22 protein-coding genes are annotated in these 26,607 nt (G+C 71.0%); 11 read left to right on the top strand and 11 right to left on the bottom strand.

Going from position 1 to position 26,607, the window contains the following annotated elements; all coding sequences use genetic code 11:
• Window positions 1-32: 32 nt before the first annotated feature.
• Window positions 33-158 carry a hypothetical protein gene (locus tag ACJ7VY_RS13000; protein ID WP_293765449.1) on the bottom strand — a complete coding sequence of 42 codons (126 nt, stop codon included), beginning with the start codon at window positions 156-158 and terminating at the stop codon, window positions 33-35.
• A gap of 101 nt (window positions 159-259) precedes the next feature.
• Window positions 260-1,516 carry a 6-phosphofructokinase gene (locus ACJ7VY_RS12995; protein ID WP_409475775.1) on the bottom strand — a complete coding sequence of 419 codons (1,257 nt, stop codon included), beginning with the start codon at window positions 1,514-1,516 and terminating at the stop codon, window positions 260-262.
• Between the two features lie 149 nt (window positions 1,517-1,665).
• On the opposite strand from ACJ7VY_RS12995, the gene ACJ7VY_RS12990 reads away from it, so the two are divergent.
• The 3 genes from ACJ7VY_RS12990 to ACJ7VY_RS12980 all read left to right on the top strand — a co-directional run bounded on the left by ACJ7VY_RS12990 (window position 1,666) and on the right by ACJ7VY_RS12980 (window position 4,586).
• A complete protein-coding gene (locus ACJ7VY_RS12990; protein ID WP_104939499.1) occupies window positions 1,666-2,229 on the top strand; it encodes an adenylate kinase in 564 nt (187 codons plus the stop codon).
• 298 nt (window positions 2,230-2,527) lie between these two features.
• Window positions 2,528-3,889, top strand: coding sequence for a UDP-N-acetylmuramate:L-alanyl-gamma-D-glutamyl-meso-diaminopimelate ligase (gene mpl / locus ACJ7VY_RS12985; RefSeq protein WP_409475774.1), 1,362 nt, complete (start codon window positions 2,528-2,530; stop codon window positions 3,887-3,889).
• Between the two features lie 88 nt (window positions 3,890-3,977).
• Window positions 3,978-4,586, top strand: a complete 609-nt coding sequence (locus ACJ7VY_RS12980) for an LON peptidase substrate-binding domain-containing protein (RefSeq protein ID WP_313255827.1) — start codon at window positions 3,978-3,980, stop codon at window positions 4,584-4,586.
• 1,009 nt (window positions 4,587-5,595) lie between these two features.
• Here ACJ7VY_RS12980 and ACJ7VY_RS12975 read toward each other — a convergent pair.
• On the bottom strand, window positions 5,596-7,599 hold the full coding sequence (locus tag ACJ7VY_RS12975) for a VTT domain-containing protein (RefSeq protein WP_409475773.1): 2,004 nt from the start codon (window positions 7,597-7,599) through the stop codon (window positions 5,596-5,598).
• A gap of 133 nt (window positions 7,600-7,732) precedes the next feature.
• Between ACJ7VY_RS12975 and ACJ7VY_RS12970 the strand changes: the two genes are divergently transcribed.
• Complete coding sequence (locus ACJ7VY_RS12970; RefSeq protein WP_104940259.1) at window positions 7,733-8,395, top strand: phosphotransferase; 663 nt, start codon at window positions 7,733-7,735, stop codon at window positions 8,393-8,395.
• Between the two features lie 275 nt (window positions 8,396-8,670).
• Here the strand turns inward: ACJ7VY_RS12970 and ACJ7VY_RS12965 are convergent, their stop codons facing one another.
• Window positions 8,671-9,360, bottom strand: coding sequence for a hypothetical protein (locus tag ACJ7VY_RS12965; protein WP_409475772.1), 690 nt, complete (start codon window positions 9,358-9,360; stop codon window positions 8,671-8,673).
• Window positions 9,361-9,498: 138 nt separating this feature from the next.
• Between ACJ7VY_RS12965 and ACJ7VY_RS12960 the strand changes: the two genes are divergently transcribed.
• Window positions 9,499-10,317 (top strand): SDR family oxidoreductase, encoded by an 819-nt coding sequence (locus ACJ7VY_RS12960; protein ID WP_409475771.1) that lies wholly within the window; start codon window positions 9,499-9,501, stop codon window positions 10,315-10,317.
• A 42-nt stretch (window positions 10,318-10,359) separates the two neighbouring features.
• Here the strand turns inward: ACJ7VY_RS12960 and ACJ7VY_RS12955 are convergent, their stop codons facing one another.
• On the bottom strand, window positions 10,360-11,235 hold the full coding sequence (locus ACJ7VY_RS12955; RefSeq protein WP_104939493.1) for an ion transporter: 876 nt from the start codon (window positions 11,233-11,235) through the stop codon (window positions 10,360-10,362).
• Between the two features lie 74 nt (window positions 11,236-11,309).
• Here ACJ7VY_RS12955 and ACJ7VY_RS12950 point away from each other — a divergent pair, with 74 nt between their 5' ends.
• The 3 genes from ACJ7VY_RS12950 to ACJ7VY_RS12940 all read left to right on the top strand — a co-directional run bounded on the left by ACJ7VY_RS12950 (window position 11,310) and on the right by ACJ7VY_RS12940 (window position 18,767).
• Window positions 11,310-12,536 carry an acetylornithine transaminase gene (locus ACJ7VY_RS12950; protein ID WP_161615453.1) on the top strand — a complete coding sequence of 409 codons (1,227 nt, stop codon included), beginning with the start codon at window positions 11,310-11,312 and terminating at the stop codon, window positions 12,534-12,536.
• Between the two features lie 468 nt (window positions 12,537-13,004).
• Window positions 13,005-13,712 carry a hypothetical protein gene (locus ACJ7VY_RS12945; RefSeq protein WP_409475770.1) on the top strand — a complete coding sequence of 236 codons (708 nt, stop codon included), beginning with the start codon at window positions 13,005-13,007 and terminating at the stop codon, window positions 13,710-13,712.
• 24 nt (window positions 13,713-13,736) lie between these two features.
• Window positions 13,737-18,767 (top strand): fibronectin type III domain-containing protein, encoded by a 5,031-nt coding sequence (locus ACJ7VY_RS12940; protein ID WP_409475769.1) that lies wholly within the window; start codon window positions 13,737-13,739, stop codon window positions 18,765-18,767.
• A 142-nt stretch (window positions 18,768-18,909) separates the two neighbouring features.
• On the opposite strand, the gene ACJ7VY_RS12935 is transcribed toward ACJ7VY_RS12940, so the two are convergent.
• Together ACJ7VY_RS12935 and hemL are read right to left on the bottom strand one after the other, a co-directional pair.
• A complete protein-coding gene (locus ACJ7VY_RS12935) occupies window positions 18,910-19,497 on the bottom strand; it encodes an HAD-IA family hydrolase (protein WP_409475768.1) in 588 nt (195 codons plus the stop codon).
• A gap of 137 nt (window positions 19,498-19,634) precedes the next feature.
• The gene (hemL, locus tag ACJ7VY_RS12930) at window positions 19,635-20,924 is read right to left on the bottom strand and encodes a glutamate-1-semialdehyde 2,1-aminomutase (protein ID WP_293761563.1); all 1,290 of its coding nucleotides are present in this window, start codon (window positions 20,922-20,924) and stop codon (window positions 19,635-19,637) included.
• A 166-nt stretch (window positions 20,925-21,090) separates the two neighbouring features.
• Here hemL and ACJ7VY_RS12925 point away from each other — a divergent pair, with 166 nt between their 5' ends.
• Window positions 21,091-22,353, top strand: coding sequence for a dipeptidase (locus ACJ7VY_RS12925; RefSeq protein ID WP_409476816.1), 1,263 nt, complete (start codon window positions 21,091-21,093; stop codon window positions 22,351-22,353).
• Between the two features lie 671 nt (window positions 22,354-23,024).
• Here the strand turns inward: ACJ7VY_RS12925 and thiE are convergent.
• Window positions 23,025-23,657 carry a thiamine phosphate synthase gene (thiE, locus tag ACJ7VY_RS12920; RefSeq protein ID WP_409475767.1) on the bottom strand — a complete coding sequence of 211 codons (633 nt, stop codon included), beginning with the start codon at window positions 23,655-23,657 and terminating at the stop codon, window positions 23,025-23,027.
• Window positions 23,658-23,726: 69 nt separating this feature from the next.
• On the opposite strand from thiE, the gene ACJ7VY_RS12915 reads away from it, so the two are divergent.
• On the top strand, window positions 23,727-23,918 hold the full coding sequence (locus ACJ7VY_RS12915; protein WP_104939489.1) for a rubredoxin: 192 nt from the start codon (window positions 23,727-23,729) through the stop codon (window positions 23,916-23,918).
• 128 nt (window positions 23,919-24,046) lie between these two features.
• Here ACJ7VY_RS12915 and ACJ7VY_RS12910 read toward each other — a convergent pair whose 3' ends face one another.
• The 3 genes from ACJ7VY_RS12910 to ACJ7VY_RS12900 form a co-directional block, all read right to left on the bottom strand.
• Entirely contained in the window at window positions 24,047-24,895 is an 849-nt protein-coding gene (locus ACJ7VY_RS12910; protein ID WP_161614988.1) for a SirB1 family protein, read from the bottom strand.
• Between the two features lie 80 nt (window positions 24,896-24,975).
• Complete coding sequence (locus ACJ7VY_RS12905) at window positions 24,976-25,428, bottom strand: DUF192 domain-containing protein (RefSeq protein ID WP_409475766.1); 453 nt, start codon at window positions 25,426-25,428, stop codon at window positions 24,976-24,978.
• A 59-nt stretch (window positions 25,429-25,487) separates the two neighbouring features.
• Window positions 25,488-26,009, bottom strand: a complete 522-nt coding sequence (locus ACJ7VY_RS12900) for a hypothetical protein (protein WP_313255833.1) — start codon at window positions 26,007-26,009, stop codon at window positions 25,488-25,490.
• A 135-nt stretch (window positions 26,010-26,144) separates the two neighbouring features.
• Between ACJ7VY_RS12900 and ACJ7VY_RS12895 the strand changes: the two genes are divergently transcribed.
• Window positions 26,145-26,540 (top strand): helix-turn-helix domain-containing protein, encoded by a 396-nt coding sequence (locus ACJ7VY_RS12895; protein ID WP_313230768.1) that lies wholly within the window; start codon window positions 26,145-26,147, stop codon window positions 26,538-26,540.
• Window positions 26,541-26,607 lie beyond the last annotated feature (67 nt).

The following is a 26,607-nucleotide window of genomic DNA, read 5'->3' as shown; positions in this document are numbered from 1 at the left end:
GCGGACGCGTCGCCGCGCCCGCGGTTGCCCGCTCAGGCCGCCGCCTGCGCGGGGGCCGCGTCGTCCCCGGCCAGGTGCTGGCCCAGGCGATAGCCTGCGGCGCCGATCAGGCAGGCCAGAAGGAAGCCGAGCATGCCGATCAATATCCTGCGGGTCATGGCGTCGTACCTGTGCGGGGAACACGGCGCCACGATGATGCCGCGCGTGCCGCCGCGCACCTGCCTGAAGTCACCGCGACGCACGCCAGGGCGCTGCCGGCTCAGCCCTCCCAGACCGGCAGTTTCCTGGCGACCGCCACGTTCTTCAGGGTCACGTACTTCGGCAGACCGTCGCGGCCCCATGGCAGCGGCGCTTCGCCGCGGATCAGCGGCTGCAGGTAGCGGCGCGCCTTGTCGGTGATGCCGAAGCCGTCGCGGCGGATGAACCCGGCCGGCATCTTCTTCTCGTGGTTGGCCACTCTGGACAGCGGCGCGGCCTCGATCTTCCAGCGGTACGGCGCGTCGCCGGTACGCACGATCACCGGCATCACCGAATTGCGGCCTTCCAGCGCGAACCGCACCGCCGCCCTGCCCACCGCCTGCGCCTGCTCCCAGTCGGTCTTCGAGGCGACGTGGCGGGCCGAGCGCTGCAGGTAGTCCGGCAGGGTCCAGTGCACTTTGTAGCCCAGTTCGGCCTTGACCCGGCCGGCCAGGTAGGAGGCCACGCCGCCGAGCTGGGTATGGCCGAAGGAGTCGGTGGCGCCGCCAGCGTCGGCGACGAAGCGGCCGTCGGCGTCCTGGATGCCCTCGCTGGCGACCACCACGCACCAGCCCACCTTCACCACCACCTGCTTCACTTTCGCCAGGAAGGCGGCTTCGTCGTAGGCGCGCTCCGGCAGCAGGATGATCTGCGGTGCCTCGTCGGGATTCTCCCCGGCCAGCCCGGCCGCGGCGGCCAGCCAGCCGGCATGGCGGCCCATCGCCTCGTAGATGAAGACCCGGGTGGAGGTCTCGGCCATCGCCGCCACGTCCAGCGCCGCCTCGCGCACCGACACCGCGGTGTACTTGGCCGCCGAGCCGAAGCCGGGGCAGGTGTCGGTGACCGCCAGGTCGTTGTCGATGGTCTTGGGCACGCCCACGCAGGTCAGCGGGTAGCCGAACTCGCGGGCCAGCTGCGAGACCTTGAGCGCGGTGTCGGCCGAATCGTTGCCGCCGTTGTAGAGGAACCAGCGCACGTCGTGCGCCCGCAACACGTCCAGCAGGCGCTCGTAGCGGGCGCGGTCCGCTTCCAGCGACTTGAGCTTGTAGCGGCACGAGCCGAACGCGCCACCCGGGGTGTGGGCCAGCGCGGCGATGCTCGCGGCCGACTCGCGGGAGGTGTCGACCAGGTCCTCGCGCAGCGCGCCCAGGATGCCGTTGCGTGCCGCCAACACCTTGATTTTCTTCGCCCTGGCTTCGGCGATGACCGCCGAGGCGGTGGCGTTGATGACGGCGGTCACGCCACCGGACTGGGCGTAGAGCAGGGTACCTTTGGACATGGGCGGGGTTCTCCGGGCGGGGGACATTTCCGGGACATTGGCCGGATGCGGTAAGCTGCGTTATTGCGGTGCAGCGTGAATCGGCCCATGAGTCTAACGCCGCTGTCCGTCCCTGAAAGAAACGTCCTCTACATACAAGGGAGTCAGGAATGCGATTGGTTCTGTTGGGACCGCCCGGTTCGGGCAAGGGCACGCAGGCGACCCGCCTGAAGGAAGAGCTGGGGATTCCGCACATCTCCACCGGCGACCTGCTGCGCGCCGAAGTGGCCGCCGGCACCGAGCTGGGCAAGCAGGCCAAGGCGGTGATGGACGCCGGCAACCTGGTGTCCGACGACATCCTGCTGGGCATGCTCGAAGCGCGCCTGGCGCAGGCCGACGTCGCCAACGGCTTCATCCTCGACGGTTACCCGCGCAACGTGGCCCAGGCCAACGCGCTGGGCGAACTGCTGGCGCGCCTGCAGCAGCCGCTGGACGCGATCGTGCAGCTGGACGTGCCGACCGAACTGCTGGTCGAGCGCATCGCCGGCCGCGCCAAGGAGCAGGGCCGCGCCGACGACAACCCCGAATCGGTGCGCCAGCGCCTGCAGGTCTACAACGATTCCACTGCGCCGGTGATCGACTTCTACGCCGGCAAGGGCACCCTGGCCCGGGTCGACGGCGTCGGCGCGCTGGACGAGGTGCTGGCCCGCATCCTGGCGGCGATCAAGCGCTGATGCCCGGCTTTCCGCTCCGGACCTGCGCCGGAGCGGGCGCATGAAGAACGCCCCGGACCATTGGCTGGTCCGGGGCGTTCGTCGTTGCAGGGGCCAGCAGGTGGGCGTGCTCAGAGCCCCGCAGCATGAGCTCCCTGGGGATGGCCTCTTGGGGAGTAGGACCTGAGGGATACTGCGGCTGGCCCGTGCATTCTCGGTATGAATGCCCCCGGGTGGTATAGGAGTTTTCCCTACACGTCGGTAAGGGTAATGCCGGGGTGACATACCCGCGCGCCGGCGCATCGGCGACAATCGGCGCATGAGCAAGCACCATATCCTCGGCATCGCCGGTACTTTCATGGGCGGCGTGGCCGCCCTGGCCCGCGAACTCGGCCACACGGTCGAAGGCAGCGACCAGGCGGTGTACCCGCCCATGTCCACCCAACTGGAAACGCTGGGCATCAGCCTGGCCCAGGGCTACCTGCCCGGCAACATCGGCGCCGACTGCGACGAGGTCGTGATCGGCAACGCGCTGTCGCGCGGCAACCCCGCGGTGGAGGCGGTGCTGGACGCCGGCCGGCGCTACACCAGCGGCGCGCAGTGGCTGGCCGAAAACGTACTGCCGGGCCGTGACACGCTGGCCGTGGCCGGTACCCACGGCAAGACCACCACGACCACCATCCTGGCCTTCCTGCTGCAGGCCGCCGGGCGCGAGCCGGGCTTCCTGATCGGTGGCGTGGCCGAGGACTTCGGCGTGTCGGCGCGCCTGGGCAGCGGCCGCGAGTTCGTGGTCGAGGCCGACGAGTACGACACCGCGTTTTTCGACAAGCGCAGCAAGTTCGTCCACTACCGGCCGCTGGTGGCGATCCTCAACAACCTGGAATACGACCACGCCGACATCTTCCCCGACGTGGCCGCGATCCAGCGCCAGTTCCACCACCTGGTGCGCACCGTGCCCGGGCGCGGCCGGCTGATCGTCAACGGCGAGGACGCGCGCCTGGCCGAGGTGCTGGCAATGGGCTGCTGGACGCCGGTGGAGCGCTTCGGGTTCGACCCCGCGCTGGAATGGAGCGCGCGCCTGGTCGAACCGGACGGCAGCGCGTTCGCGGTGCTGCACCAGGGCGTGGACGTGGCGCAGGTGCGCTGGCCGCTGCTGGGGCGGCACAACGTGCTCAACGGCCTGGCCGCGCTGGCCGCCGCGCATGCGGTGGGCGTGGACGTGGCCGCGGTGGCGCCGGCGCTGGCCGGCTTCCACAGCGTCAAGCGCCGCCTGGAGGTGATCGGGCAGGCGCGCGGCGTGACCGTCTACGACGATTTCGCGCACCATCCCACCGCCATCCACACCACGTTGCAAGGACTGCGCGCGAAGGTCGGGGCGGCGCGGATCGTGGTGGCGATGGAGCCGCGCAGCAATTCGATGCGGCTGGGCGCGCATGCCGCGGCGCTGGCGCCGTCGCTGGACATCGCCGACGCGGTGGTGTTCCTGGCCCGCCCCGAGCTGCCATGGGATGCGGCCGCGGTGATCGCGGCGGTACGTGGGCAGGCGCAGGCGGTGGCCGATACCGATGCGCTGCTGGCGCGGCTGGGCGAAGCGGTACGCGACGGCGACCATGTGGTGTTCATGTCCAACGGCGGCTTCGACGGCGCGCCGCGCCGCTTCCTGGCGCAGCTGCAGGGCTGATGCCGCGACCCGTCGCGGCGCGGGGGGCGCGACGGTCATGCGCTACCCTCGTCCGCGACTCCCCCGTTTCCGGAGCCTGGCCCGGCCGATGACCGACACGCAGACCCTGTCCCTGTTCCCGCTGCATGCCGTACTGCTGCCCGGCGCCGCGCTCGGCCTGCGCGTGTTCGAGCCGCGCTACCTGGACCTGCTGCGCGAATGCGGCCGCCATGGCAGCACCTTCGGCATCTGCCTGATCCTGGACGGCGAAGAAGTCGGTGCGCCGGCTACGCCCGCGGCCTGGGGCGTGGAGGCGCTGGTCGAGGATTTCGATGTCGGCGCCGACGGCGTGCTGCAACTGCGCCTGCGCGGCGGCCGCCGTTTCCACGTCGCGCGCACGCGGGTGCGCGACAACGGCCTGGTGGTGGGCGAGATCCACTGGCGCGAGCCGGACCACGACGACGAGCTGCGCCCGGAGCATGCGCTGCTGGGCCTGCTGCTGGAACGCATCTTGGAGCAGGCCGGGGGCGAGTTCGCCGGCGCCGGTCCGGCGCAGCTGGACCAGGCGGCATGGGTGGGCTGGCGACTGGCCGAACTGCTGCCGCTGGACGAAGCGCAGCGGCTGGTGCTGCTGCAGGAAGACGACCCGCACCGGCGGCTGGAGCAACTGCTCACCTGGATCCCCGATTTCGAGCCGCCGCCGGAATCCGACCTGTAGAGGCGGGGCAAGCCCCGCCTCTACGCAGCGCGGAAATTACACCGCTGCGCGTAGGTGCCGGGCTCGCCCGGCACGGGGCTTCACCGGGAGGCTTGATGCAGGGCAAGCCCCGCCTCTACGCAGCGCGGGAATTGCACCGCTGCGCGTAGGTGCCGGGCTTGCCCGGCACGGGGCTTTACCGGGAAGGCTTGATGCAGGGCAAGCCCTGCATCTACGGAAAGCGGGAATTGCGGCGCTGCGCGTAGGTGCCGGGCTTGCCCGGCACGGGGCATTACCGGGAAGGCTTCATGCAGGGCAAGCCCTGCATCTACGCAGAGCGCGAATTGCACCGGTACGCGTAGGTGCCGGGCTTGCCCGGCACGGGGCTTCACCGGGAAGGCTTGATGCAGGGCAAGCCCTGCATCTGCGGAGAGCGCAAATTGCGGCGCTGCGCGTAGGTGCCGGGCTTGCCCGGCACGGGGCTTCACCGGGAAGGCTTGATGCCGGGCAAGCCCTGCATCTACGGGGTGCGGGAATTGCACCGCTGCGCGTAGGTGCCGGGCTTGCCCGGCACGGGGCTTCACCGGGAGGCTTGATGCAGGGCAAGCCCTGCATCTACGGAGGGCGCAAATTGCGGCGGTGCGCGTAGGTGCCGGGCTCGCCCGGCACGGGGCTTCACCGGGAAGGCTTGATGCAGGGCAAGCCCTGCATCTACGGAGGGCGCAAATTGCGGCGGTGCGCGTAGGTGCCGGGCTTGCCCGGCACGGGGCTTCACCAGGAAGGCTTGATGCCGGGCAAGCCCTGCATCTACGGGGTGCGGGAATTGCACCGGTGCGCGTAGGTGCCGGGCTCGCCCGGCACGGGGCTTCACCGGGAAGGCTTGATGCAGGGCAAGCCCTGCATCTACGGGGTGCGGGAATTGCACCGGTACGCGTAGGTGCCGGGCTCGCCCGGCACGGGGCTTTACCGGGAAGGCTTGATGCAGGGCAAGCCCTGCATCTACGGAGGGCGGGAGGGACGACGCCCGCCGCTACGGTTGCGGTTCGCTGCGGATCATCAACAACTGCATCCCGTTTTCGGGCATGGCCTGGGTACGGGTCTGCATGCCGTCCAGCGATTGCGTCACCGCCGCCAGCGCCGGGTCCACCCCGCGCAGCGGCAGCCACAGCCCGAACAGTTTGAAGTGGCGCTGGAACCGCAGGGTCTGCGCGCTGCCCAGCCACAGCGGCGCCTGGCCCGGCTGCAGCCGTACCGGCGCCGGCCACAGGCGCAGCGCATGCAGTTCGTCCGGGCGCGCGCCCCGGCGCAGCATCAGCAGCGATTCGACATGGGTGTCCAGCGTCGCCGGCAGCACCGGTACCTGGTCCGGCGTGGCCTTGCTGTCCAGCATGGTCAGGGCCTGCTGCCAGCCGGCCTGCGGCTGCAGCCGCCAGCCGTGGCGTTCCAGTTGCGCCTGCAGCGGCGCCAGCGGCCCGGCCACCTGCACGTCCAGCGGCCAGCGCTGGTCGTCGTCGAATTCGTTGCGGCGTGCCGGCAGCTCGCGCCAGCCGTCCTGCCACCACACCGCCATGTCCATCGTCCGCGGTGCCTCGGCCGCCGGTTCGAACTTGGCCAGCTTGGCCACCACGTTGCGTGGCGCGTACCAGAACCCGGCCAGCAGGAAGACGCCATAGAACAGCCACGTCACCGGCTTGACCCAGAACGAGCGGTTGAAGCGGCGGCGGTAGGCGATGCCCAGCACCAGCAGCCAGAAAATGCCGAACAACATGCCGCCGATGACATCGCTCAGCCAGTGTGCGCCCAGGTACAGGCGGGCAAAACCAATGATCGTGACCACGATGCCCGACACCAGGTACGGCCACACCCGGGTGCGCCCGGGCAGCTCGCGGCTGATCAGCACCGCGAAGAAACCGAAGGTGATGGTGGCCATGGTCACCGACACCGACGGGAAGCCGAAGCCGCTGCTGGCGGCCGGTGGCCGCACCACGTCCACGGTGGTGCCCAGCAGCTTGGTCAGCGCCAGGCCGAAGGCCAGCGCCGCCAGCCAGTGCGCGGCGGCCATCCAGCGCCGGCGCCAGCACAGGTAGCCCATGCCGGCGGCGATCGCCGGCAACAGCACCTGCCAGTCGCCCAGCGAGGCCAGCGCCGCCATCGGGTAGTCGGCCAGCGGGTTGCGCAGCGCCAGCATCAGCTGGTGCACCGCCAGGTCCAGCGACAGTGGCTCGCCATGGCCGACCACCACCATCAGCAGTACGAACCAGCCCCAGCCCAGCAACAGCAGCATCAGTGCCAGCATCGCCAGCGGTACCGACTCGCGCCGGCGCGGGTCGAACAGGTCGTTCCAGTAGCGGCCGAGCAGGTGCGGATGGCGCTGCGACCAGCGCAGCAGGCGCGCCAGCCAGCCGTCCATGCGCGCGGCCGACCAGCGGTAGCCGTACAGCACGATGGCCCACACCAGCCCCAGCATCACCCCGAGCAGGGCTACCACCACGAACAGCCGCCCGGCCACCGCCGCCACCGCGTCGTAGGCCTGGCCCAGCGCCCAGCCGGGCAGCAGGAACAGCACCGCCCACGACAGGCTGGCCACCGCGCTGGGCTGCGCGTAGCGCGCCAGCGGCATCTTCGCCATGCCGGCGATGGCCGGCACGAACGGGCGGATCGCGCCGACGTAGCGCGCCACCAGGATGCTCTTGAAGGCGTTGCGCCTGAACAGCAGTTCGCCGCGTTCCAGCAGCTGCGGGTAGCGGCTGAACGGCCATACCCCGCGCAGGCGGTCGCCCCAGCGGCGGCCGACCCAGTAGCTCAGGCCGTCGCCGCAGAACGCCCCCAGCGCGGCGCAGGCCACCGCATACGGGCCGGAAATCTCGCCCATGCCGATCAGCACGCCGACGGCGATCATCAGCGGCAATGCCGGCACGATCGCGCCGAGGATGATCACCGCGTCGCAGAAGGCGATGGCGAAGACGGCACCGCCGGCCAGCACCGGGTGTGCGGCGATCCAGGCCAGGAGAGAGTCGATCCAGGAAGGTTGCATCGCGGGATTATAAAAGGGCGTGGGGGTCTGACCGCTGCCCTGCGCCGGGGTTCCGGACAGCGGCCATGCAGGTAATGCGACGCCGCGTCGCCGCGCGCCTGGGCGGCGGGTGCCAGCGGCTAGAATGGCGCTGATGGCCATTTCCCACGACGACGGCGTCCAGATCCTCAAATCCGACAGCTTCGGCCGCATCCTGGTGGTGTGCGAGGGCGGCCGCCGCTTCGTGCGCCGCGATCTGGGCGCCACCCCGTGGTGGCTGCGGCTGCCGGCGTGGTGGCTGGCGCGGCGCGAGGCGCGCGCGCTGGCCAGGCTGGGCGGAATGGAGGCGACCCCGCGGCTGCTGCGCTGGGACGGGCGCTGGCTGGACCGCAGCTACATGGAGGGCGCGGCCATGCACCTGCGCCCGCCGCGTGGCGACGTGGCCTGGTTCCATGCCGCGCGCCGCCTGCTGCAGCAGGTGCACCGGCAGGGCATCGCCCACAACGACCTGGCCAAGGAAGCCAACTGGCTGGTGCGCGCCGATGGCTCGCCGGCGCTGATCGACTTCCAGCTCGCGGTCTGCGGCGACCCGCGCTCGCGCTGGATGCGCCTGCTCGCGCGCGAGGACCTGCGCCATCTGCTCAAGCACAAGCGCATGTACTGCCGGCAGGCGCTGACCCCGGTGGAACTGCGCCTGCTCAAGCGCCATTCGTGGGTGCGCGAACTGTGGTTCGCCACCGGCAAGCCGGTGTACCGCTTCGTGACCCGGCGCATCCTGCACTGGGAAGACAACGAGGGGCAGGGCCCGAAGATGTGACGCAGCCCGCGCAGCGGGCTGCGTCCCAAAGTTCCGCACGGCAGAACGTTGGGCCCCGACGCCTTGCCGGCCTATCCCCCGCGCCTTTGGCGCGCCCCCCTTGATACAAAGGAGGGCTGGGCGCCATCACATTGGCAATGCGCGTGGAGATGGGCGTGCCCCGCTGGGGGCTGCCGGGAAATCCACGGCGGGGCAGGGCCCGTTCTACGGTGGGTTCGCTGGAGGGGGGCGTTGTGGGGCTGGCCTGCGTCGACCGGACAGGGCGACCTCATGGCTCAGCGCACCTCCACCACCTGCCTGCCGATGTAGCGGCGCTGGGCGTCGAAGTCGTAGCCCAGGGTGAGCATGCCGTCGTCGGCGCAGGCATGGCAGCCGCGCAGCGGCGTGGCGTACAGCAGGCGCACGCCGCCGTCGGCCAGCGGCGCGGTGCCGGCAGCTTGCGCCGGTGCGAACGGTACCGCCTCCGGGTGCCTGTCGAAGAATGCGCGGGCCTGCGCCCCGGTGCGGGCACTGTCCGGCAGCACATCCGCATCCACGTCGATGGTGCGTCCGTTGGCATCCACCAGCCAGGTGCCCTGGTTGGTGTTGGCGCGCAGCGGGAACTCCAGGGTCGCCACGCCCACCCCGGACTGGTCGTCCCAGGCGCTGACATAACCGGATTCGCCCTGTGCCGCCAGGCGCTGCGCGGCGGCGATCGCGGCCGGTGTCGCGCCGGCGCCGCGCATGGCTTCGACCACGCAGTGGTCGCCACCGGGCGTGGCCGCCTGGCGGCAGCGGTCGGTCGCCCCGCTCCATACCGCGCTGGCATCGATCCGCACCGGCGTGGCATCGCCGTTGCCCAGGCCGGTGGTCTGCCCGGCGACGTCGCGCGGGTGCGTCGCCTCGCCGGGCGGCGCGGTTCGCTCCTGGCAGGCGGACATGGACAAGGCGAGCAGCAGGGAAACGACGACAGGCAGGGATTTCATGGCAACGCACGACGGCTGTGGAAGGGCGCCAGTATCGACATCGCGGATTAACCGCAGGTGTTCGCGCGGCGCCGGCAGGGGCGGTCGCGCCGGTGGCGCATAATGCGCTCCGCTTCCATCGGTATCGCGGAGTCGCGCATGAGCACCCTGCAAGGCAAGACCCTTTTCATCACCGGCGCCTCGCGCGGCATCGGCCTGGCGATCGCGCTGCGCGCCGCGCGCGACGGCGCCAACGTCGCCATCGCCGCCAAGTCGGCGGTGCCCAACCCCAAGCTGCCCGGCACCATCCACAGCGCCGTGGAAGCGGTCAACGCGGCCGGTGGCCGCGGCCTGGCGCTGAAGTGCGACATCCGCGAGGAAGACCAGGTACGCGCGGCGGTGGCGGCCACGGTCGACACCTTCGGCGGCATCGACATCCTGGTCAACAACGCCTCGGCGATCTGGCTGCGGGGCACGCTGGACACGCCGATGAAACGCTTCGACCTGATGCAGCAGGTCAATGCGCGCGGCAGTTTCCTGTGCGCGCAGGCGTGCCTGCCGCACCTGCTGCAGGCGCCGAACCCGCACATCCTGACCCTGGCGCCGCCGCCGAGCCTGGACCCGAAATGGTGGCGGCCGCATACCGGCTATACCCTGGCCAAGATGGGCATGAGCTTCGTGACCCTGGGCCTGGCCGCCGAGTTCGGCCCGCAGGGCGTGGCGGTCAATGCGCTGTGGCCGCGCACGGTCATCGCCACGGACGCGATCAACATGATTCCCGGGGTCGATGCGGGCGGCTGCCGCCGCCCGGAGATCATGGCCGATGCCGCGCACGCGGTGCTGGTGCGCGAAGCGGCCGGCTTCAGTGGCCAGTTCCTGATCGACGACGAGGTGCTGGCGCAGGCCGGGGTCAGCGACCTGTCCGGCTACGCGGTCGATCCCGCGCGGGCGCTGCTGCCCGACCTGTTCCTGGACTGAAACGCCGCAGTGGCCGTGGGCGCGTGCCCGCGGCCATGCCGGTCACGGTTCCAGCGGCTCGGGCAGTTCATGCCCGCAGCGGTTGCAGTAGCGGGCCTCCTGCTCGTGGCCCTCGTGGCCGCAGACGATGCAGCCGCGGTCGTCGCGGCGGCGGCGCCAGGCTTCGGCCTGGCGCATGCCGTTGGCCAGTTCGGCGGTGTAGATGCCGGTGGGCACGGCGATGATGCTGTAGCCGATCAGGATCAGCACCGAGGTGACGAAGCGCCCCAGCGTGGTCTGCGGCACGATGTCGCCGAAACCGACCGTGGCCATGGTCACCACCGCCCAGTACATGCTGGCCGGGATGCTGCTGAAGCCGTGGCTCGGGCCCTCGATCACGTACATCAGCGAGCCGGCGATGATCGCGATGGTGACCACCATCGACAGGAACAGCAGGATCTTGCGGCGGCTGCGCCACAGCGCCTGCATCAGGATGCCGCTTTCCTCGATGTAGCGGGTCAGCTTGAGGATGCGGAACACGCGCAGGATGCGCAGCGCGCGCACCACCAGCAGCGACTGCGCGCCCGGCAGCAGCAGCGAGATATAGGTGGGCAGGATCGCCAGCAGGTCGATCACCCCCCAGATGCTGAGCGCATAGCGCAGCGGCCGCCGCACCACCAGCAGCCGCAGCACGTATTCGGCGGTGAACAGCAGGGTGAACCCCCATTCGACCACGTAGAACCACGATGCCCAGGCGGCGTGGATGTGCTGCACGCTGTCGAACATCACCACCGTGACGCTGGCGACGATGGCGTAGACCAGCAGCAGGTCGAAGTTGCGCGAGGGGCGGGTGTCGCGCCGGTGGATGATGTCGAACCAGCGGCGGCGCCAGCCCGTCTCGGACGCGGGGTTCAGCTGCGGGGTGGAGAACAGTCGCATGGCGCTATTGTGCCGCAGCCCGGGTAATGGGGGAGAATGCGGCTTTCGCCCACCACTACCACTACCGGAACGCCATGACCGCTGTCGCCGAGCCGCTGTTGTCCCTGTCGCAGTACTACCTGCCGGTGTACCGGCCCCGCCAGCTCGTGCTCGAGCGTGGCCAGGGGGCGCGGCTCTGGGATACGCAGGGGCGCGAGTTCATCGACCTGGCGGCCGGCATCGCGGTGTGCAGCCTCGGCCACAACAACCCGGAACTGAAGGCCGCGCTGCTGGCCCAGGCCGACAAGCTCTGGCACACCAGCAACATGTTCTACAGCGAGCCGCCGCTGCACCTGGCGCAGGAGCTGGTGCAGGCCTCGCGCTTCGCCAGCCGCGTGTTCCTGTGCAACTCCGGCGCCGAGGCCAACGAGGTGGCGATCAAGCTGGTGCGCAAGTGGGCCGCGGCACAGGGCCGGCCGCCGGAGAAGCGGGTCATCGTCACCTTCCGCGGCAGCTTCCATGGCCGCACCCTGGCCACGGTGACCGCCACCGCCCAGCCCAAGTACCAGGAAGGCTACGAGCCGCTGCCCGGTGGCTTCCGCTATGCCGATTTCAACGACGTGGCTCAGCTGGAAGCGGCCATGGCCGGCGGCGACGTGGCCGCGGTGATGTTCGAGCCGGTGCAGGGCGAGGGCGGGGTGATGCCGGCCTCGGCCGAGTTCATGCGCCGTGCCCGCGAGCTGTGCGACCAGCACGACGCGCTGCTGGTGCTGGACGAGATCCAGGTGGGCATGGGCCGCACCGGCGAGCTGTTCGCGCACTGGAACTGGGGCGTGACCCCGGACATCGTCAGCCTGGCCAAGGCGCTGGGCGGCGGCTTCCCGGTCGGCGCCATGCTGGCCGGCCCGAAGGTGGCCGAGGTCATGGGCGTCGGCGCCCACGGCACCACCTTCGGCGGCAACCCGCTGGCCGCGGCGGTGGCGCGGGTGGCGCTGCGCACCCTGGCCTCGGAGGGAATCAAGGCCAACGTGGCCCGGCAGTCGGCCGCGCTCAAGGCCGGGCTGGAAGCGATCGGCGCCGAGTTCGGCGTGTTCGAGCAGGTGCGCGGCATGGGCCTGATGATCGGCGCGGTGCTCAAGCCGGAGTACGTGGCCGATATCGGCGCGCTGCTCGACCTGGCCGCCGAAAAGCAGGTGCTGATCCTGCAGGCTGGCACCAGCGTGCTGCGCTTCGTGCCGCCGCTGAACATCACCGACGAGGAACTGGCCGAGGGCCTCAAGCGGGTGCGCGAGGCGATCGCCGCCTACGTCGCTTCGCGTTGACGATGGCGTCCGGGAAAGTCGCGACCAGCGGCTTTCCCGCCCGCGTGGTGTCAGCGGACGCATGCGGTCCTGGGGAAGCGCGACGCGGGCTGCGGTTCTACGCTCCCTGGGGGGAGTGACCGGCGAGCGGGCAGCGCGCCCGGTGGGGCCCGATGCCGTGCATCGGTGGATGCTGCCTGCCCGCCGGGGACGTGGCTGTGCCGGTCCGGCATTGGATCAGGCCGGTAACACCTCTAGCTCCATGCGGGGCGGGGGGGCGGGAATTTTCCGATTCACAAGGCAGGGTCGAGTCGTTACAGTCGGCGCGTTTTCGAGATCAAGCGTGAGACGGCCCCGGGGAGTGGGCCTGACAGGCCGTGTGATCGGTTTCCAACGCTTTTTGCGGTAACGAATCTGGAAGTGTCATTTCGTGGGCGGGCCGCCGTTAGGAGGGCCGCCCCTTTTGCCTATGTTGGACAGGGGAAACGCATGTCGATCGCTACTCACGATCTCTCTCCGGCTGGCCGGTTCCGGGCCTCATTGCGGCGTGGGCTGGCCTTGCTGGCGGGGGGATTGCCAGCCTTGATGTTCCTGGCCGGACTGGCATGGACGTCGCTGGCCATGGCGGCCACGCCGTCCAACGGAACCACCAGCTTCGGCACGGGCGGGAACAACCAGTCGCTGGCATCCGCCGCCGGCAACAGTGGGGTGAATGCCACCAATGTCCGGAGTTCCGGCTGGGATATCGGGGTGTACACCTCGACACCCGCGCAGATCACCCTCAGGGCGGGTGATCTGGCCCTCGGCACGGGCGACGGCATCTTTTACGACGACTTCGTGGGCGATGGCGAACCCATGGTGTCGTTCAGTGTACGCGCCAACGATGGCAGCCTGTTCGATCTGGCGTCGTTCGACTTCACTGCTATCGACAGCGGCTCGGACCAGCCTATTTCGTTCATCGTGACCGGGTACCGCAGTAATGCAGCTGTCCCTGGCGCGGTTCAGAACTTCAGTTCGATCTCCTCGAGAATTGTGGGCACAGTGAATGTGTCCGGCAATTCGAACTTTGTGGGAGTCGACGAATTTCGAATCACCGTCACGGCCAACACCGCTGTCTACTTCGGCATCGACAACATCAATGTCAGCAATGTGCGGCCGGCCGACACCACGCCGCCAACGGTGGCCAACGTGACCTAGGGCACCGCCAACGGCACGTACAAGGTGGGTGAGGTCATCAATGTCCAGATCGGTTTCAGCGAGACCGTCCTAGTCACCGGCACGCCGCAGCTGGCCCTGGAAACCGGCGCCACCGACCGCGCGGTCAACTACGCCAGTGGCAGCGGCACCAGCACGCTGACGTTCGACTACACGGTGCAGGCCGGCGACACCAGCGCCGACCTGGATTACGTTTCCACCACCGCGCTGGCCCTCAACGGCGGCACCATCAAGGACGCGGCCGGCAACACTGCCACCCTGACCCTGCCCGTGCCGGGCGCGGCCAACTCGCTTGGCGCGAACAAGGCCCTGGTCATCGATGGCGCCGCGCCGGTGGTGAGCGCCATCGCGCCTGCCGGCGGCGCGGCCTCGACGGATACCTCGGTGAGCTTCAGCGTCACCTTCAGCGAGCCGGTGAGTGGCGTGTCCACCGACGATTTCGCCCTGGCCAGCACCGGCACCGCCGCGGGCACCCTCGCCAGCGTGTCCGGCAGCGGCAGCAGCTACACCGTTGTCGTCGACGGCATCACCGGCAATGGCACGCTGAAGGTCAACCTCAACGCGTCCACCAACATCGTCGACGGCGCCGGCAATGGCCCGCCGGCCGCGTTCACCGTGGGCACGACCCATACCGTGGCCATCCCCACCGCGCCAGGTGCGCCGACCATCGGCACGGCCACGGCCGCCGACGGGCAGGTGTCGGTGGCCTTCACCGCGCCGGTCAACAACGGCGGTTCGGCCATCACCGGGTATACGGTCACCTCCAATCCCGGCGGGATCACCGCTGGCGGCAACGGATTCACCACCTCGCCGATCACCGTGACCGGCCTGAGCAACGGCACCGCCTATACCTTCACGGTGACGGCGACCAACGCCGTCGGCACCAGCACCGCTTCCAGCGCCAGCAACCCGGCCACACCGAAGGCCAGCCAGACCATCACCTTCGCCCAGCCCCCGGCGCAGAACTTCGGCACGTCGCCGACGTTGGCGGCCACGGCCAGCTCCGGGCTGGCGGTGACGTTCTCCTCGTCCACCCCGGCGGTATGCACCATCACCGCCGGCGGCGCGCTGACCTTCGTCAGCGCAGGCAGCTGCACCATCGACGCCGACCAGGCCGGCAATGCCGCCACCCATGCCGCGCCGACGGTGTCGCAGACGTTCGCGGTCAATGCCGTTGTCCCGGGCGCGCCGACCATCGGCACGGCCACGGCCGGCAATGCCCAGGCGGACATGGCGTTCACCGCGCCGGCCAGCACCGGTGGCGCGGCGATCACCGCATACACGGTGACCTCCAACCCGGGTGGCCTCACCGGCACCGGCGCCGGCTCGCCGATCACGGTGGCCGGCCTGACCAACGGGGTGCCTTACACCTTCACCGTGACCGCCACCAACAGTGTGGGCACCGGCTCGGCGTCGGCGGCATCCAACAGCATCACCCCGGCCTCGCCGCAGGTCATCACCTTCGCCAATCCCGGTGCGCAGAATTTCGGGACGTCGCCGACGTTGTCGGCCACGGCCACCTCCAACCTGACGGTGGCGTTCTCCTCGTCCACCAGCGGCGTGTGCACCATCACCTCCGGCGGGGTTCTGACGTTCATCACTGCCGGTACCTGCACCATCAACGCCAATCAGGCAGGGAGCAGTAGTTACCTGCCGGCACCGCAGGTCTCGCGCTCGTTCACGGTCAATCCGGTGGTGCCGGGCGCACCGACCATCGGCACCGCCGTCGCCGGCGACACCCAGGCCAGCGTGGCGTTCATGGCGCCGGCCAATACCGGCGGCAGCCCCGTGCTGGGCTATACCGTGACGGTGTCGCCGGCCGATGTGGCGCCGGTCAACGGTGCCAGCTCGCCGATCGTGGTCACCGGCCTGACCAACGGCCAGGCCTATACCTTCACCGTCACCGCGGACAACAGCGCGGGCACCGGCGCGGCGTCGGCCGTGTCCAACAGCATCACCCCAAAGGCGGCCCAGACCATCACCTTCGCCAACCCGGGTACGCAGACCTTCGGCACCACGCCGACGCTGAGCGCGACCTCCGGTTCGGGGCTGTCCCCGACCTTCACCTCGTCCACGACCGCGGTGTGCACCATCACCGCCGGCGGCGCGCTGACCTTCCTCAGTGCCGGCACCTGCACCATCAACGCCGACCAGGCCGGCAACGGCAGCTATCTGGCCGCGACCCAGGTCACCCGTTCGTTCACCGTCAACGCGGTGGTCCCGGGCGCACCGACCATCGGTACCGCCACGGTGACCGGCCCCGGCCGGGTGTCGGTGACCTTCAGCGCACCGGCGTCCAATGGCGGCACCGCGATCACCGGCTACACGGTGACGCCCAGCCCGGCAGTGGCCGGCGGTCCGACCACCGGCAGCGGCTCGCCGATCACGGTCAACGGGCTGGACACGGGCACCGCGTACACCTTCACCGTGACCGCCAGCAACAGCGTGGGCACCGGTACCTCGTCGGCCGCCTCCAATGCAGTGACCACGGCGGTGACCCAGGTCATCACCTTCGCCAACCCGGGCGCGCAGGCGTTCGGCACCACGCCGACGCTGGTGGCCTCGGTCGACTCCGGCCTGCCACTGCGCTTTGTTTCCTCCACCCCGGCGGTATGCACGGTCACCGCCGCTGGCGTGCTGGCCTTTGCCAGCGCCGGCACCTGCACGGTGACGGTGCACCAGGACGGTGATGCCAGCCACCTGGCAGCGTCGCTGACGCAATCGTTCAACGTTACCGCGCTGGTGCCGCAGACGCCAGTGGTGGGCGAAGTGAGCGTACGCGGCTCGGGCGAGGTGGACGTGGCATTCACGCCGTCGGCGCCCACCGGCCAGCCGGTGACCTACACGGTCACCGCGCAGCCCGGCGGCATCACCGCCAGCGGTACGGCCTCGCCGATCACCGTGCGCGGGCTGACCGACGGGGTGAGCTACACCTTCACCCTCACCGCCGCGGCCGCGGCCGGCACCAGCGCGCCGTCGGCGCCCTCGGCGCCGGTGGTGCCGCAGGTGCTGCAGGCGGTGCTCTTCGACGAGGTGGGCACGCAGCGCTTCGACCAGGTGCCGGTGCTGTCCGCCCGCGCCGACTCCGGGCTGCCGGTGACCTTCGCCTCGCCGACGCAGGACGTATGCACGGTCACCAGCGACGGCCTGCTGGCCTTCGTGCAGGCCGGCAACTGCACCGTGGTGGCCACCCAGGCCGGCGATGCCACCCATCGCCCGGCCTCGGCCACGCGCACGTTCCGGATCGATCCGGTGCCGCCGGGCGTGCCGGAGATCCAGACGCTGACGCCCGTCGGCCCCGGGCAGGTGAGCGTGGCGTTCGTGCCGCCGGGGTTCACCGGTGGTGTGCCCATCGACGGGTACCGGGTCACCGCCACGCCGCAGGCCAGCGCGGCACCGGCGGCCCGCACGATGAGCCTGCGCGCGGCGGCCACGCCGGGCGTGGTCACGGCCACCGGCAGTGGCTCGCCGATCCTGGTGCAGGGGCTGGCCGGCGGGGTGGACTACGTGTTCACCGTGGCCGCCTACAACCTGGCCGGCGAAGGCGAGCCGGACAGCGCCACCGAACTGGTGGCGGCCCCGAGCCTGAGCTGGATCGGCGACCTGCAGAAGATGTATGGCCAGGCCGACTTCGAGCTGCCGCTGCCGCAGAGCAACAGCCCCGGCGCCTTCACCTTCGCCAGCAGCAACCCGGCGGTGGCCACGGTCAACGGCCGCACCGTCACCCTGGTGGGCGAAGGCACGACCACGCTGACCGCCACCCAGGCGGCGACCCCCAACTACCTCACCGGCACGGTGTCGGTCACGCTGGTGGTCAGCCCCCGTCCGGACCCGACCCTGGACGCGCAGGTCAGCGCTGGCATCCAGGCGCAGGTCGACGCCAGCGTGCGCTTCGCGCAGGTGCAGGGCGACAACATCCGCGACCGCCTGCGGCAGGTGCGCGGCGGGCACAACGCCAGCAGCGTCAACATGGCGCTGGCCTATGCCGGCAGCCAGGGCGTGCCGGGGCTGTCGATGCCGGTGGGCCGCGTGGCCGAGGCGGCATTGCCGGCGCTGCCGGAAGGCTGGGGCCTGTGGCTGGCCGGTACCGCGAGCTTCGGCAAGACCGGGCGCAACGGCCGCGCCGGCGGCGGCTTCGACTTCAACACCGGCGGCCTGACCCTTGGCGCGGACCGCGCGCTGGGCGAAAACCTGCTGCTCGGCCTGGCCGGCAGCTGGGGCCGGCAGGGCACCGACTTCGACGACACCCCGTCCAAGGTCGATGCCGACCAGCGCTCGCTGGCGGTCTACGGCCTGTGGCGGCTGGGCGAGCACCTGTTCGTGGACGGCCTGCTGGCCAACGGCCGGCTGGACTTCGACCTGGTCCGCTGGAGCGAGCTGGCCAACGCCAGCGCCCAGGCCACGCGCAGCGGCGACCAGTGGTTCGGCGCGCTGACCTTTGGCTACGAACATCGCAGTGCCTCCGGGCTGAGCCTGACCGGCTATGGCCGCTATGACGGGCACCGGGCGACGCTGGACGGCTACCGCGAAACCGGGCTGGGCGCCTATGACCTGGCCTATGGCCGGCAGCGGGTGGACAACAGCGCGCTGGCGCTGGGCCTGGAGGGCAGAATGCTGTTCCAGCGCGAACGGCTGAGCTGGCGCCCGCACTGGCGCATCGAATACCGCGGTGCACTGGAAAACCGCGGCGACGTGGCGGTGAACTACCAGCAGCGCCCGCGCGACGCCGACTACGTGCTGGCGATGCGCAGCTACAACGACGACATGCTGTCGCTGGGCGCGGGCATGGACCTGCAGTTGGACAGCGGCTGGCTGTTCTCGCTGCTGCTGGGCCGCGAGCAGGGCCGCAACGCGATGCACAGCACCAGCATCGGCCTGCAGGTGCGCTACGGGCAGCAGGGCGCACAGGCGCCGGTGTATGGCGAGAACGGCGATGCGTTCAACGCGGACATGACCGGCGACAGCCGCCGCCGCTGCCGCGGGCCGGCACCGCGCTGCGCTGCGCCGGGCACGGCGCCGGGGGACGCCCGGCCCTGAGCGCGGGCGACCGCGCCGGCCACGGCCGGCGCGGCTCGGTGCAGGCGTGCACAGGGCAAGACGCCGGCGCGTCGTGGTGGCTGTCGCGCGGGGGGATGCAGGATACGGCGGGCCGGCGGCGCGGCCCGCGTCCGCCGGGCGCTCAGAGCAGGCGGTAGCGGCGCAGCACGCGGCGCAGCGACTGGGTGTGGTGCGCGGTGTCCGCGTGCAGGCCGGCGCTGCGCGCGCCCTGCACGTTGCGGAACAGGTGATCGACGAACAGGGTGCGGGCCGGTACGCCGCCGAGCCGTGCGGTCGCGGCCAGGTAGATCCGCGGGTCGGGCTTGCGCACGCCCAGCGTGGCGCTGCACAGCACCTCGATGCCGGGCAGCAGCGCGGTGATCGCGGCCACGCTCAGCGGGCCGTTGTTGGTCAGCACGGCGACGCGGACCGCCGGGCGCAGCTGCCGCAGCAGGGCGAGCGTGTCGCGGCGCAGGGCACTGGCCGCGGTACGTGCGGCGAACCAGTCGGCGGCGGACAGGCGGCTGCCGAGGCGTGTGTTCAACGCCTGCAGCAATGCCTCGCCATCCAGCTCGCCGCGCGCGTGCGCCCGTTCCAGGTGCTCGCCGCGCAGCGCCGCGTCGACCATGGCCGGCGCGCAGCCGGCCTGCGCCGCCAGGTGCTGGAGGTGGCGGGAATGGTCGTAGTCGGCCAGCAGGCCGTCGAAGTCGAGCAGCAGCGTCTGGATCATGCGGGCAGCCTTCTGCAGGAGCGCACTTCGGCGCGCGATGCCGCTTGCATGCACGCAGCGCGGGTGCCGGGCCTTGCCCGGCACGGGGGCTGTGTACGGAAGGCCGATGCGGGGCAGGCCCCGCATCTACCCGGGCCTCAGGCGGCGACCACCTTGAACGCTTCGCGCGCGGCGGCCAGGGTGGCGTCGATCACCGCGTCGTCGTGCGCGCTGGACAGGAACCCGGCCTCGTAGGCCGACGGCGCCAGGAACACGCCGCGCTCCAGCATCGCGTGGAAGAAACGGTTGAACGCGGCGATGTCGCAGGCGGTGGCCTGGGCGTAGGTCTCCACCTTCTGGTCGGTGAAGAACAGCCCGAACATCGCGCCGACGCAGGTGGTGGTGACGGCGACGCCGGCCTCGCGCGCGGCCGCCTCCAGGCCCTCGCACAGGCGCGCGGTGCGTGCGGCCAGGCCGGCGTGGAAGCCGGGCGCCTGGATCAGTTCCAGCATCGCCAGGCCGGCGGCCATCGCCACCGGGTTGCCGCTCAGCGTGCCGGCCTGGTAGATCGGGCCGGCCGGGGCGATCTGCTGCATCAGGTCGCGGCGGCCGCCGTAGGCACCCACCGGCATGCCGCCGCCGATGATCTTGCCGAAGGTGGTCAGGTCCGGGGTGATGCCGTAGTGCGCCTGTGCGCCGCCCAGCGCCACGCGGAAGCCGGTCATCACTTCGTCGAAGATCAGCAGCGCGCCATGCTGCGTGCACAGCTCGCGCAGGTGCTGCAGGTAGCCGTCGCGCGGCGGGATGCAGTTGGCGTTGCCGACCACCGGTTCGATGATCAGCCCGGCAATCTCGCTACCCTGCGCCTCGAACAGCGCGGTGGCGGCCTCGAAGTCGTTGTAGGGCAGGGTCAGGGTCAGTTCGCTCAGGCCGGCCGGCACGCCCGGCGAGGTCGGCACGCCCAGGGTCAGCATGCCGCTGCCGGCCTTGACCAGGAACGAGTCGCCATGGCCGTGGTAGCAGCCTTCGAACTTGACGATCCTGCTGCGGCCGGTGGCACCGCGCGCCAGCCGGATCGCCGACAGCGTCGCCTCGGTGCCGGAGTTGACCATGCGCACCATCTCGCACGACGGCACCAGGCGGGTGATGGTTTCAGCCATGGTCACCTCGGCCGGGCAGGGCGCGCCGAACGACAGGCCATTGCCGATGGCCCGCTGCACCGCCTCGCGCACCGCCGGGTGGTTGTGGCCGACGATCATCGGGCCCCACGAGCCGACGTAGTCGATGTAGCGGTTGCCGTCCACGTCATGCAGGTAGGCGCCGTCGGCACGCTGCACGAAGAACGGTTCGCCGCCGACCGACTTGAACGCGCGCACCGGCGAGTTGACGCCGCCGGGCAGCAGCTGCTGCGCGCGGGTGAACAGGGCGTGGGACTGGTCGTGGTTCAGGGACATGGCAGGCACGGGAGTGACGAAAGAATGCGCCCATTGTCCGCTTTCGCGCCGGGCGCTGCCACGCGCCGCCGCCGCCATGACCAATGGCCCGCAGGGGCGCGGCGGGCGCATGCAAGAATGCGCCACGATCCGTCCCCAAGGGAGAGCCATGAAGTTCGACATGACGTTCAAGGCCGGTGCGCTGTCGGCCGCGCTGCTGCTGGCTGTCGCCACCACCGCCCAGGCCGGCACCGGCCCGGCGAAGATCTCCGAACGCGCGCGCGCCATCCAGGCCCGGGCGATCAACCTGGACACCCATCTGGACACGCCGGCGCTGTTCTCGCGGCCCGGCTGGAAGATCACCGACCGCCACGACTTCCAGGACGATGGTTCGCAGGTCGATTACCCGCGCATGGTCGAAGGCGGGCTCGATGGCGGCTTCTGGGTGGTGTTCACCAGCCAGGGCGAGCGCGATGCCGGGGGCAACCTGAAGGCGCGCGACGCCGGGCTCAGGCGCCTGTCCGAAATCCGCGAGATGGTCGCGGCCAACCCGGACAAGTTCGAGCTGGCCACCACCGCCGACGATGCGGCGCGGATCAAGGCCGCCGGCAGGAAGTCGGTCTACATCAGCATGGAGAACGCCTACCCGCTGGAGGCCGATCCCAGCCTGCTCAGCTTCTACTACAAGCAGGGCCTGCGGATGATTTCGCTGGCGCACATCAGCCACAACGATTTCGCCGATTCGGCCGGCATGGGCGTGGCCCCGGAGGGCGAGCACGGCGGCCTCAGCGAGAAGGGCAAGGCGCTGATCGCGGAGGCCAACCGGCTGGGCATCATCATCGACCAGTCGCACGCGTCCAACACGGTGTTCGACCAGATGCTGGCACTGAGCAAGGCGCCGATCATCCTCTCCCACAGTGGCGCCTACGACGTGTTCGCGCATTCGCGCAACATCGACGACGCGCGCATCCGCGCGCTGGCGAAGAAGGGCGGCGTGATCCAGGTGAACTCGCTGGGCGGTTACCTGGTCGACACCGGCGCCACCCCGGAATACCGCGCCGAGCGGCGCAAGCTCTATGACGCGTTCGGCGACCGCGCCGACCTGGGCGCGGCCGAGCGCGCGCAGCTCAAGGCGCAGCTGGCCGCGCTGGACGCGAAATACAACATCCGCAAGGCCGATTTCGACGATTACATGCGCCACCTGCTGCACATCATCAAGGTGGCCGGCTGGGAGCACGTCGGCCTGGGCGCGGACTGGGACGGCGGCGGTGGCGTGGACGGTTACGAGGACATCGCCGCGCTGCCCAAGGTGGTGCAGGCGCTGCTCGAGGCCGGCTACGACGAGCGCCAGATCAGCGCCATCCTCGGCGGCAACACCGTGCGCCTGATCCGCCAGGTGCAGGCCCTGGCCGACCCGGCGGCGGTCAAGGCGGCGCTGGAGTAAGCGCGCCGTTCAAGCCCCGCTCCCCACGGGAGGGGGGCGGGCCGGGGACATGCGCCGCCGCCGCGGCGCTTCCATGGCCGCTGCCCGGGTTTGCCGGGGGCTGCTGCCTGCGGCGATCCCCCGCAGCACGCCGCCGTGCAGCCGCACAGCCCCGTCGAACCGACAAGCCCGCCGCGCGGTGAAGCAGGGCAGGGGCGCACGGCCCAACCCGCGGCGCCCGGCGTCGCCGCCCGCCACAGGCTCCCGTGGTCGTGCGCGCTCGGCGCCCCGGCGTGGCCATGGGCCGGCGCTGTGGAAGCCTGGCCGCGTAGCCGGGCCTCGCGGGGGGCGTCGTCCGTTACAGGTTCCCGTGGTCGTGTGCGCCCGGCGCCCCGGCGTGGCCATGGGCCGGCGCTGTGGAAGCCTGGCCGCGTAGCCGGGCCTCGCGGGGGGCGTCGTCCGTTACAGGTTCCCGTGGTCGTGCGCGCCCGGCGCCCCGGCGTGGCCATGGGCCGGCGCTGTGGAGGCCTGGCCGCGTAGCGGGGCTTTGTGGGGGCATCGTCCGTTACAGGTTCCCGTGGTCGTGCGCGCCCGGCGCCCCGGCGTAGCCTTGGGCCGGCGCTGCGCGAGGCCGGGCCTTGCGGTTGCGTTGTCCGCCTGGAGGCGAGGCCGAAGCCGCGCCCCGCCGTTGCTCAGGCGGTGGCGAAGCAGGACTGGTAGCCGCGCAGCGCGGCCACCGGGTCGTCGGCGGCGAACACGCTGCTGATGACCGCCAGCAGGTCGGCGCCGGCCGCGACCAGCGGCGCCGCGTTGTCTGCGGCCAGGCCGCCGATCGCCACCCGCGGCACGCCCAGCGCCGCGGCCTCGTGCAGCAGCCGCGGATGCGCGCGCCGGGTGGTGGCCTTGCTGCGGCTGGGAAAGAACGCACCGAACGCCACGTAGCTGGCGCCGGCGGCCACGGCCCGCCGCGCCAGCGCGAGCTGGTCGTAGCAGGACGCGCCGATGATGGCACCGGGGCCGAGCAGCGTGCGCGCGGCGGCGATGTCGCCGTCGTCCTCGCCCAGGTGCACGCCGGCCGCGCCGACGGCGGCGGCCAGGGCGGCATCGTCGTTGATGATCAGCGGCACGCCGCTGGCCGCGCACAGCGCCTGCAGCGCCCGCGCCTGCTCATGCCGGGTGCCGGCGTCGGCGCTCTTGTTGCGGTACTGCAGCCAGGTGGCGCCGGCGGCGAGCAGCGGCTGCACGCGTTCGAGCAGGCGCGCGGTGTCGGCCTCGTCGGGGGTGATCAGATAGACGCCGCGGGCGGCACGGATGGGCTGGGACATGGATGGCTACCTGTACGGCGGCGGGAATGGGACAATCTGCGACCGCCCTCGTGTTGCCGTGATTATCCGATGTCCGACGCTTCCGCCTCCACCTTGCGCACCTGGATGTGCGTCGTCTGCGGTTTCATCTACAACGAAGCCGAAGGCCTGCCCGAAGAGGGCATCGCCGCGGGCACGCGCTGGGAAGACGTGCCCGAGACCTGGACCTGCCCGGATTGCGGCACCACCAAGGACGATTTCGAGATGGTGGTGCTGGACTGAGTCCAGCCGGCCGGGATGCCGTAGGTGCGGGGCTTGCCCCGCACGCGCGTTCCCGGTGAAGCCGCTTGCGCGGCAAGCCCCGCATCCACAGGTCGATGCAGCGTGCGGGCAGCGCCCGCGTGCGAAGGTCAGTGCAGCTGCGGCCGTTCGCCGCCGAGGTCGATCAGCTGTTCGCGCACCTGCGCCGCGTCGGCGGCATCGGGTTCGCGCCGCAGGTACAGCGACAGGTCCGCGCGCGCGCCGGCCCGGTGGTCCAGGCGCAGGTAGGCCAGGCCGCGGTCGCGCAGCGCCTCGCTCTGTTCCGGGGCCAGTTTCAGGATGCGGTCGGCGCTGCGCGCGGCGCGGTCCCATTCCTCGCGCTCGGCGTACACGCCATACAGGTTGCGCAGCATGCGCATCAGGATCGCGCGTGCCGGCGCCGGATCCAGGATCTGCGCCAGCACCTGGTCATCGGGGGCCTCCCCGCCCAGGTTGTTGCGCGCGCGCTCGCGCAGTTCGTCCACGCCCAGCGGGCGGCCGCCGTTGAACGGGTCCATCACCAGCACGCCTTCCTCCACCGGCAGCCGCACCAGGAAATGGCCGGGGAAGGAAATGCCCTCCAGCGGCAGGCCGAGCCGGCGGCAGACTTCCATCTGCACCAGCGCCAGCGAGATCGGGTTGCCGAGCCGGCGCGTGACCACCTCGTTGAGATAGCTGTTGCGCGGGTCGTAGTAGGCGTCGTGGTTGCCGCTGTAGCCCAGTTCGTTGAACAGGTGGTGGTTGATCGCCGCCACTTTCAGCGGCCATTCGGCGATGGCCGCCACTTCCACCCGCAGGTGGTCGGCATGCGCCTGCAGCAGGCGGTCGTAGCGGCCCGGGTCCAGCTGCGGGTATTCATCGCGCGCGATCAGCAGCGCGGTCGGCAGCAGCGGCAATGCGTCGTCGGCCAGGTCGGCCAGCGCATCCCACTGCGGCAGGGTCAGGCGGGTATCGGACATGCCCCAAGACTGGCGGCAAAGCGTGGCCGGTTCAAGGCACCCGGCCGAACGGCGCGATCAACCCGACGCGCCGCGCGCGCTCACTTGCCGCTGGGGATGCCGGGCCCGAACACCAGTTCGGTGCCGTCCTCCAGTTTCAGCCGCGCGGCCTGGCCGGCATTGAGTTCCAGCACATAGCGCGCCGGCTTGAAGCTGGGGTACGGCGGGCAGGCGTCGCCGGCCGAGCAGGGCGGTACGTCGCGCTGCTGGCTGACCAGCCGGCGGGTGTCGTCGAAGTAGAGGATGTCCAGCGGGATGCGGGTGTTCTTCATCCAGTACGCCTGCGGTTCCACGCGGTCATGGATGAACAGCATGCCGTGGTCCGCGTCCATGTGGTCGCGGAACATCAGCCCGCGGGCGCGGCTGGCGTCGTCCTGCGCCAGCTCCACGTGGTAGCGCGTGCCGCCCAGTTCCACCCAGTGCCCGCCGGCGCTGGCGCAACCGCCCAGCAACAGCAAGACGGACAGGCAGGCGGCATGGCGCGGCAGGGACATGGCGTGATCCACGAAGCGAAAGGAGGCGCTGCGCACCTTCACGGATGCGTGGCGTGGCGTCAAGCGCCGCCGCGGGGCGGCTGCGGCGCGGGCGATGGCGGGGCGAAGGCGGCATGCACCGCGGAAAACAGGCCGTGCACCTCATGCCGCAGGCACGTGCGCATGGCCGCGCAGGGCTGCACGAACAGCTGGCACGACAGCGCCAGCGCCACCGCGTCCAGCCCCAGCGGATCGTCGCGGTTGCGGCCCAGGTGGAAGAAGCGGTCATACAGGTTGAAGCGGCTTTCCAGCAGGTGCCCGTACCAGGCGTCCAGCGCGTGGCTGATGTCCACGCCGGCGGCCTGCCGCGGCGGTGCCCAGTGCGGCGGCAGGTAAAGCGGCGGCACCGGTGCCGGCGCCGCGCCGGAATGCGCATAGGCGCGGCAGGCCAGCCAGAACCGGAACAGGCACAGTTCGGCGATGGCTTCCGATGGCGCCGGGTGCCGCCGCAGCACGCCGGCGTAGCGGCCGCGGTAGTCCACGTCCAGATAGTGGCGGATGAAGTGCTCCGGTGCCGCACCGGCGGCGGGGGCGCTGTGCATGGTGCTTCTCCTTGGCAGGGGGCGGGCGCCGCACGGGCGTCGCGCATGGGTCCATGGCCAATGAAAGCAATTAGTTAATTAAAATGAAAGCAACAGGTGATCCCGTCGCAGGCGTGGTCCGTAACGTTTCCGGCCATGAGCGACGAACGCTTCGAATTTTCCCGCCGCTTGGGGCAGGCGATGAGCGCGGCTGGGTACGAACCGCGGCCGGCGATCCTCTTCCGCCTGTTCAACGCGCGCTACACCGGGCGTTCGGTGAGTTTCCAGAGTGCGTCGCGCTGGCTGTCCGGCCGCTCCATCCCCGAGCAGGACAAGCTGCAGGTGCTGGCCGACCTGTTCGGGGTGTCGCCGCAGACCCTGCGCTTCGGCGAGCCGGCGCGGGTCGCCGAGGCCCGCGGCGAATGGCATGCGGTGGGCGCGCGCGAGCGCGCGGTGATCGATGCCTTCCTCGGCCTGCCGGCGCGGCAGCGCGAACTGGTCGGCGAGCTGGTGGCGGTGCTGGCGCAGAACGGCCGGCGTCCGGCACGCTGACGCCATCGCCGGGCCCGCGCCCGGCTGGACACATTTGCCGCGTGCATGCGTCAGGGAAGCATCCCAA

This window comes from Stenotrophomonas sp. Y-13 (assembly GCF_046267925.1).
In the GTDB taxonomy this organism is placed as follows: Bacteria; Pseudomonadota; Gammaproteobacteria; order Xanthomonadales; family Xanthomonadaceae; genus Stenotrophomonas; species Stenotrophomonas acidaminiphila_A.
The sequence above is the reverse complement of the archived record's forward strand: the minus strand, read 5'-3'. Positions and strand labels throughout refer to the sequence as shown.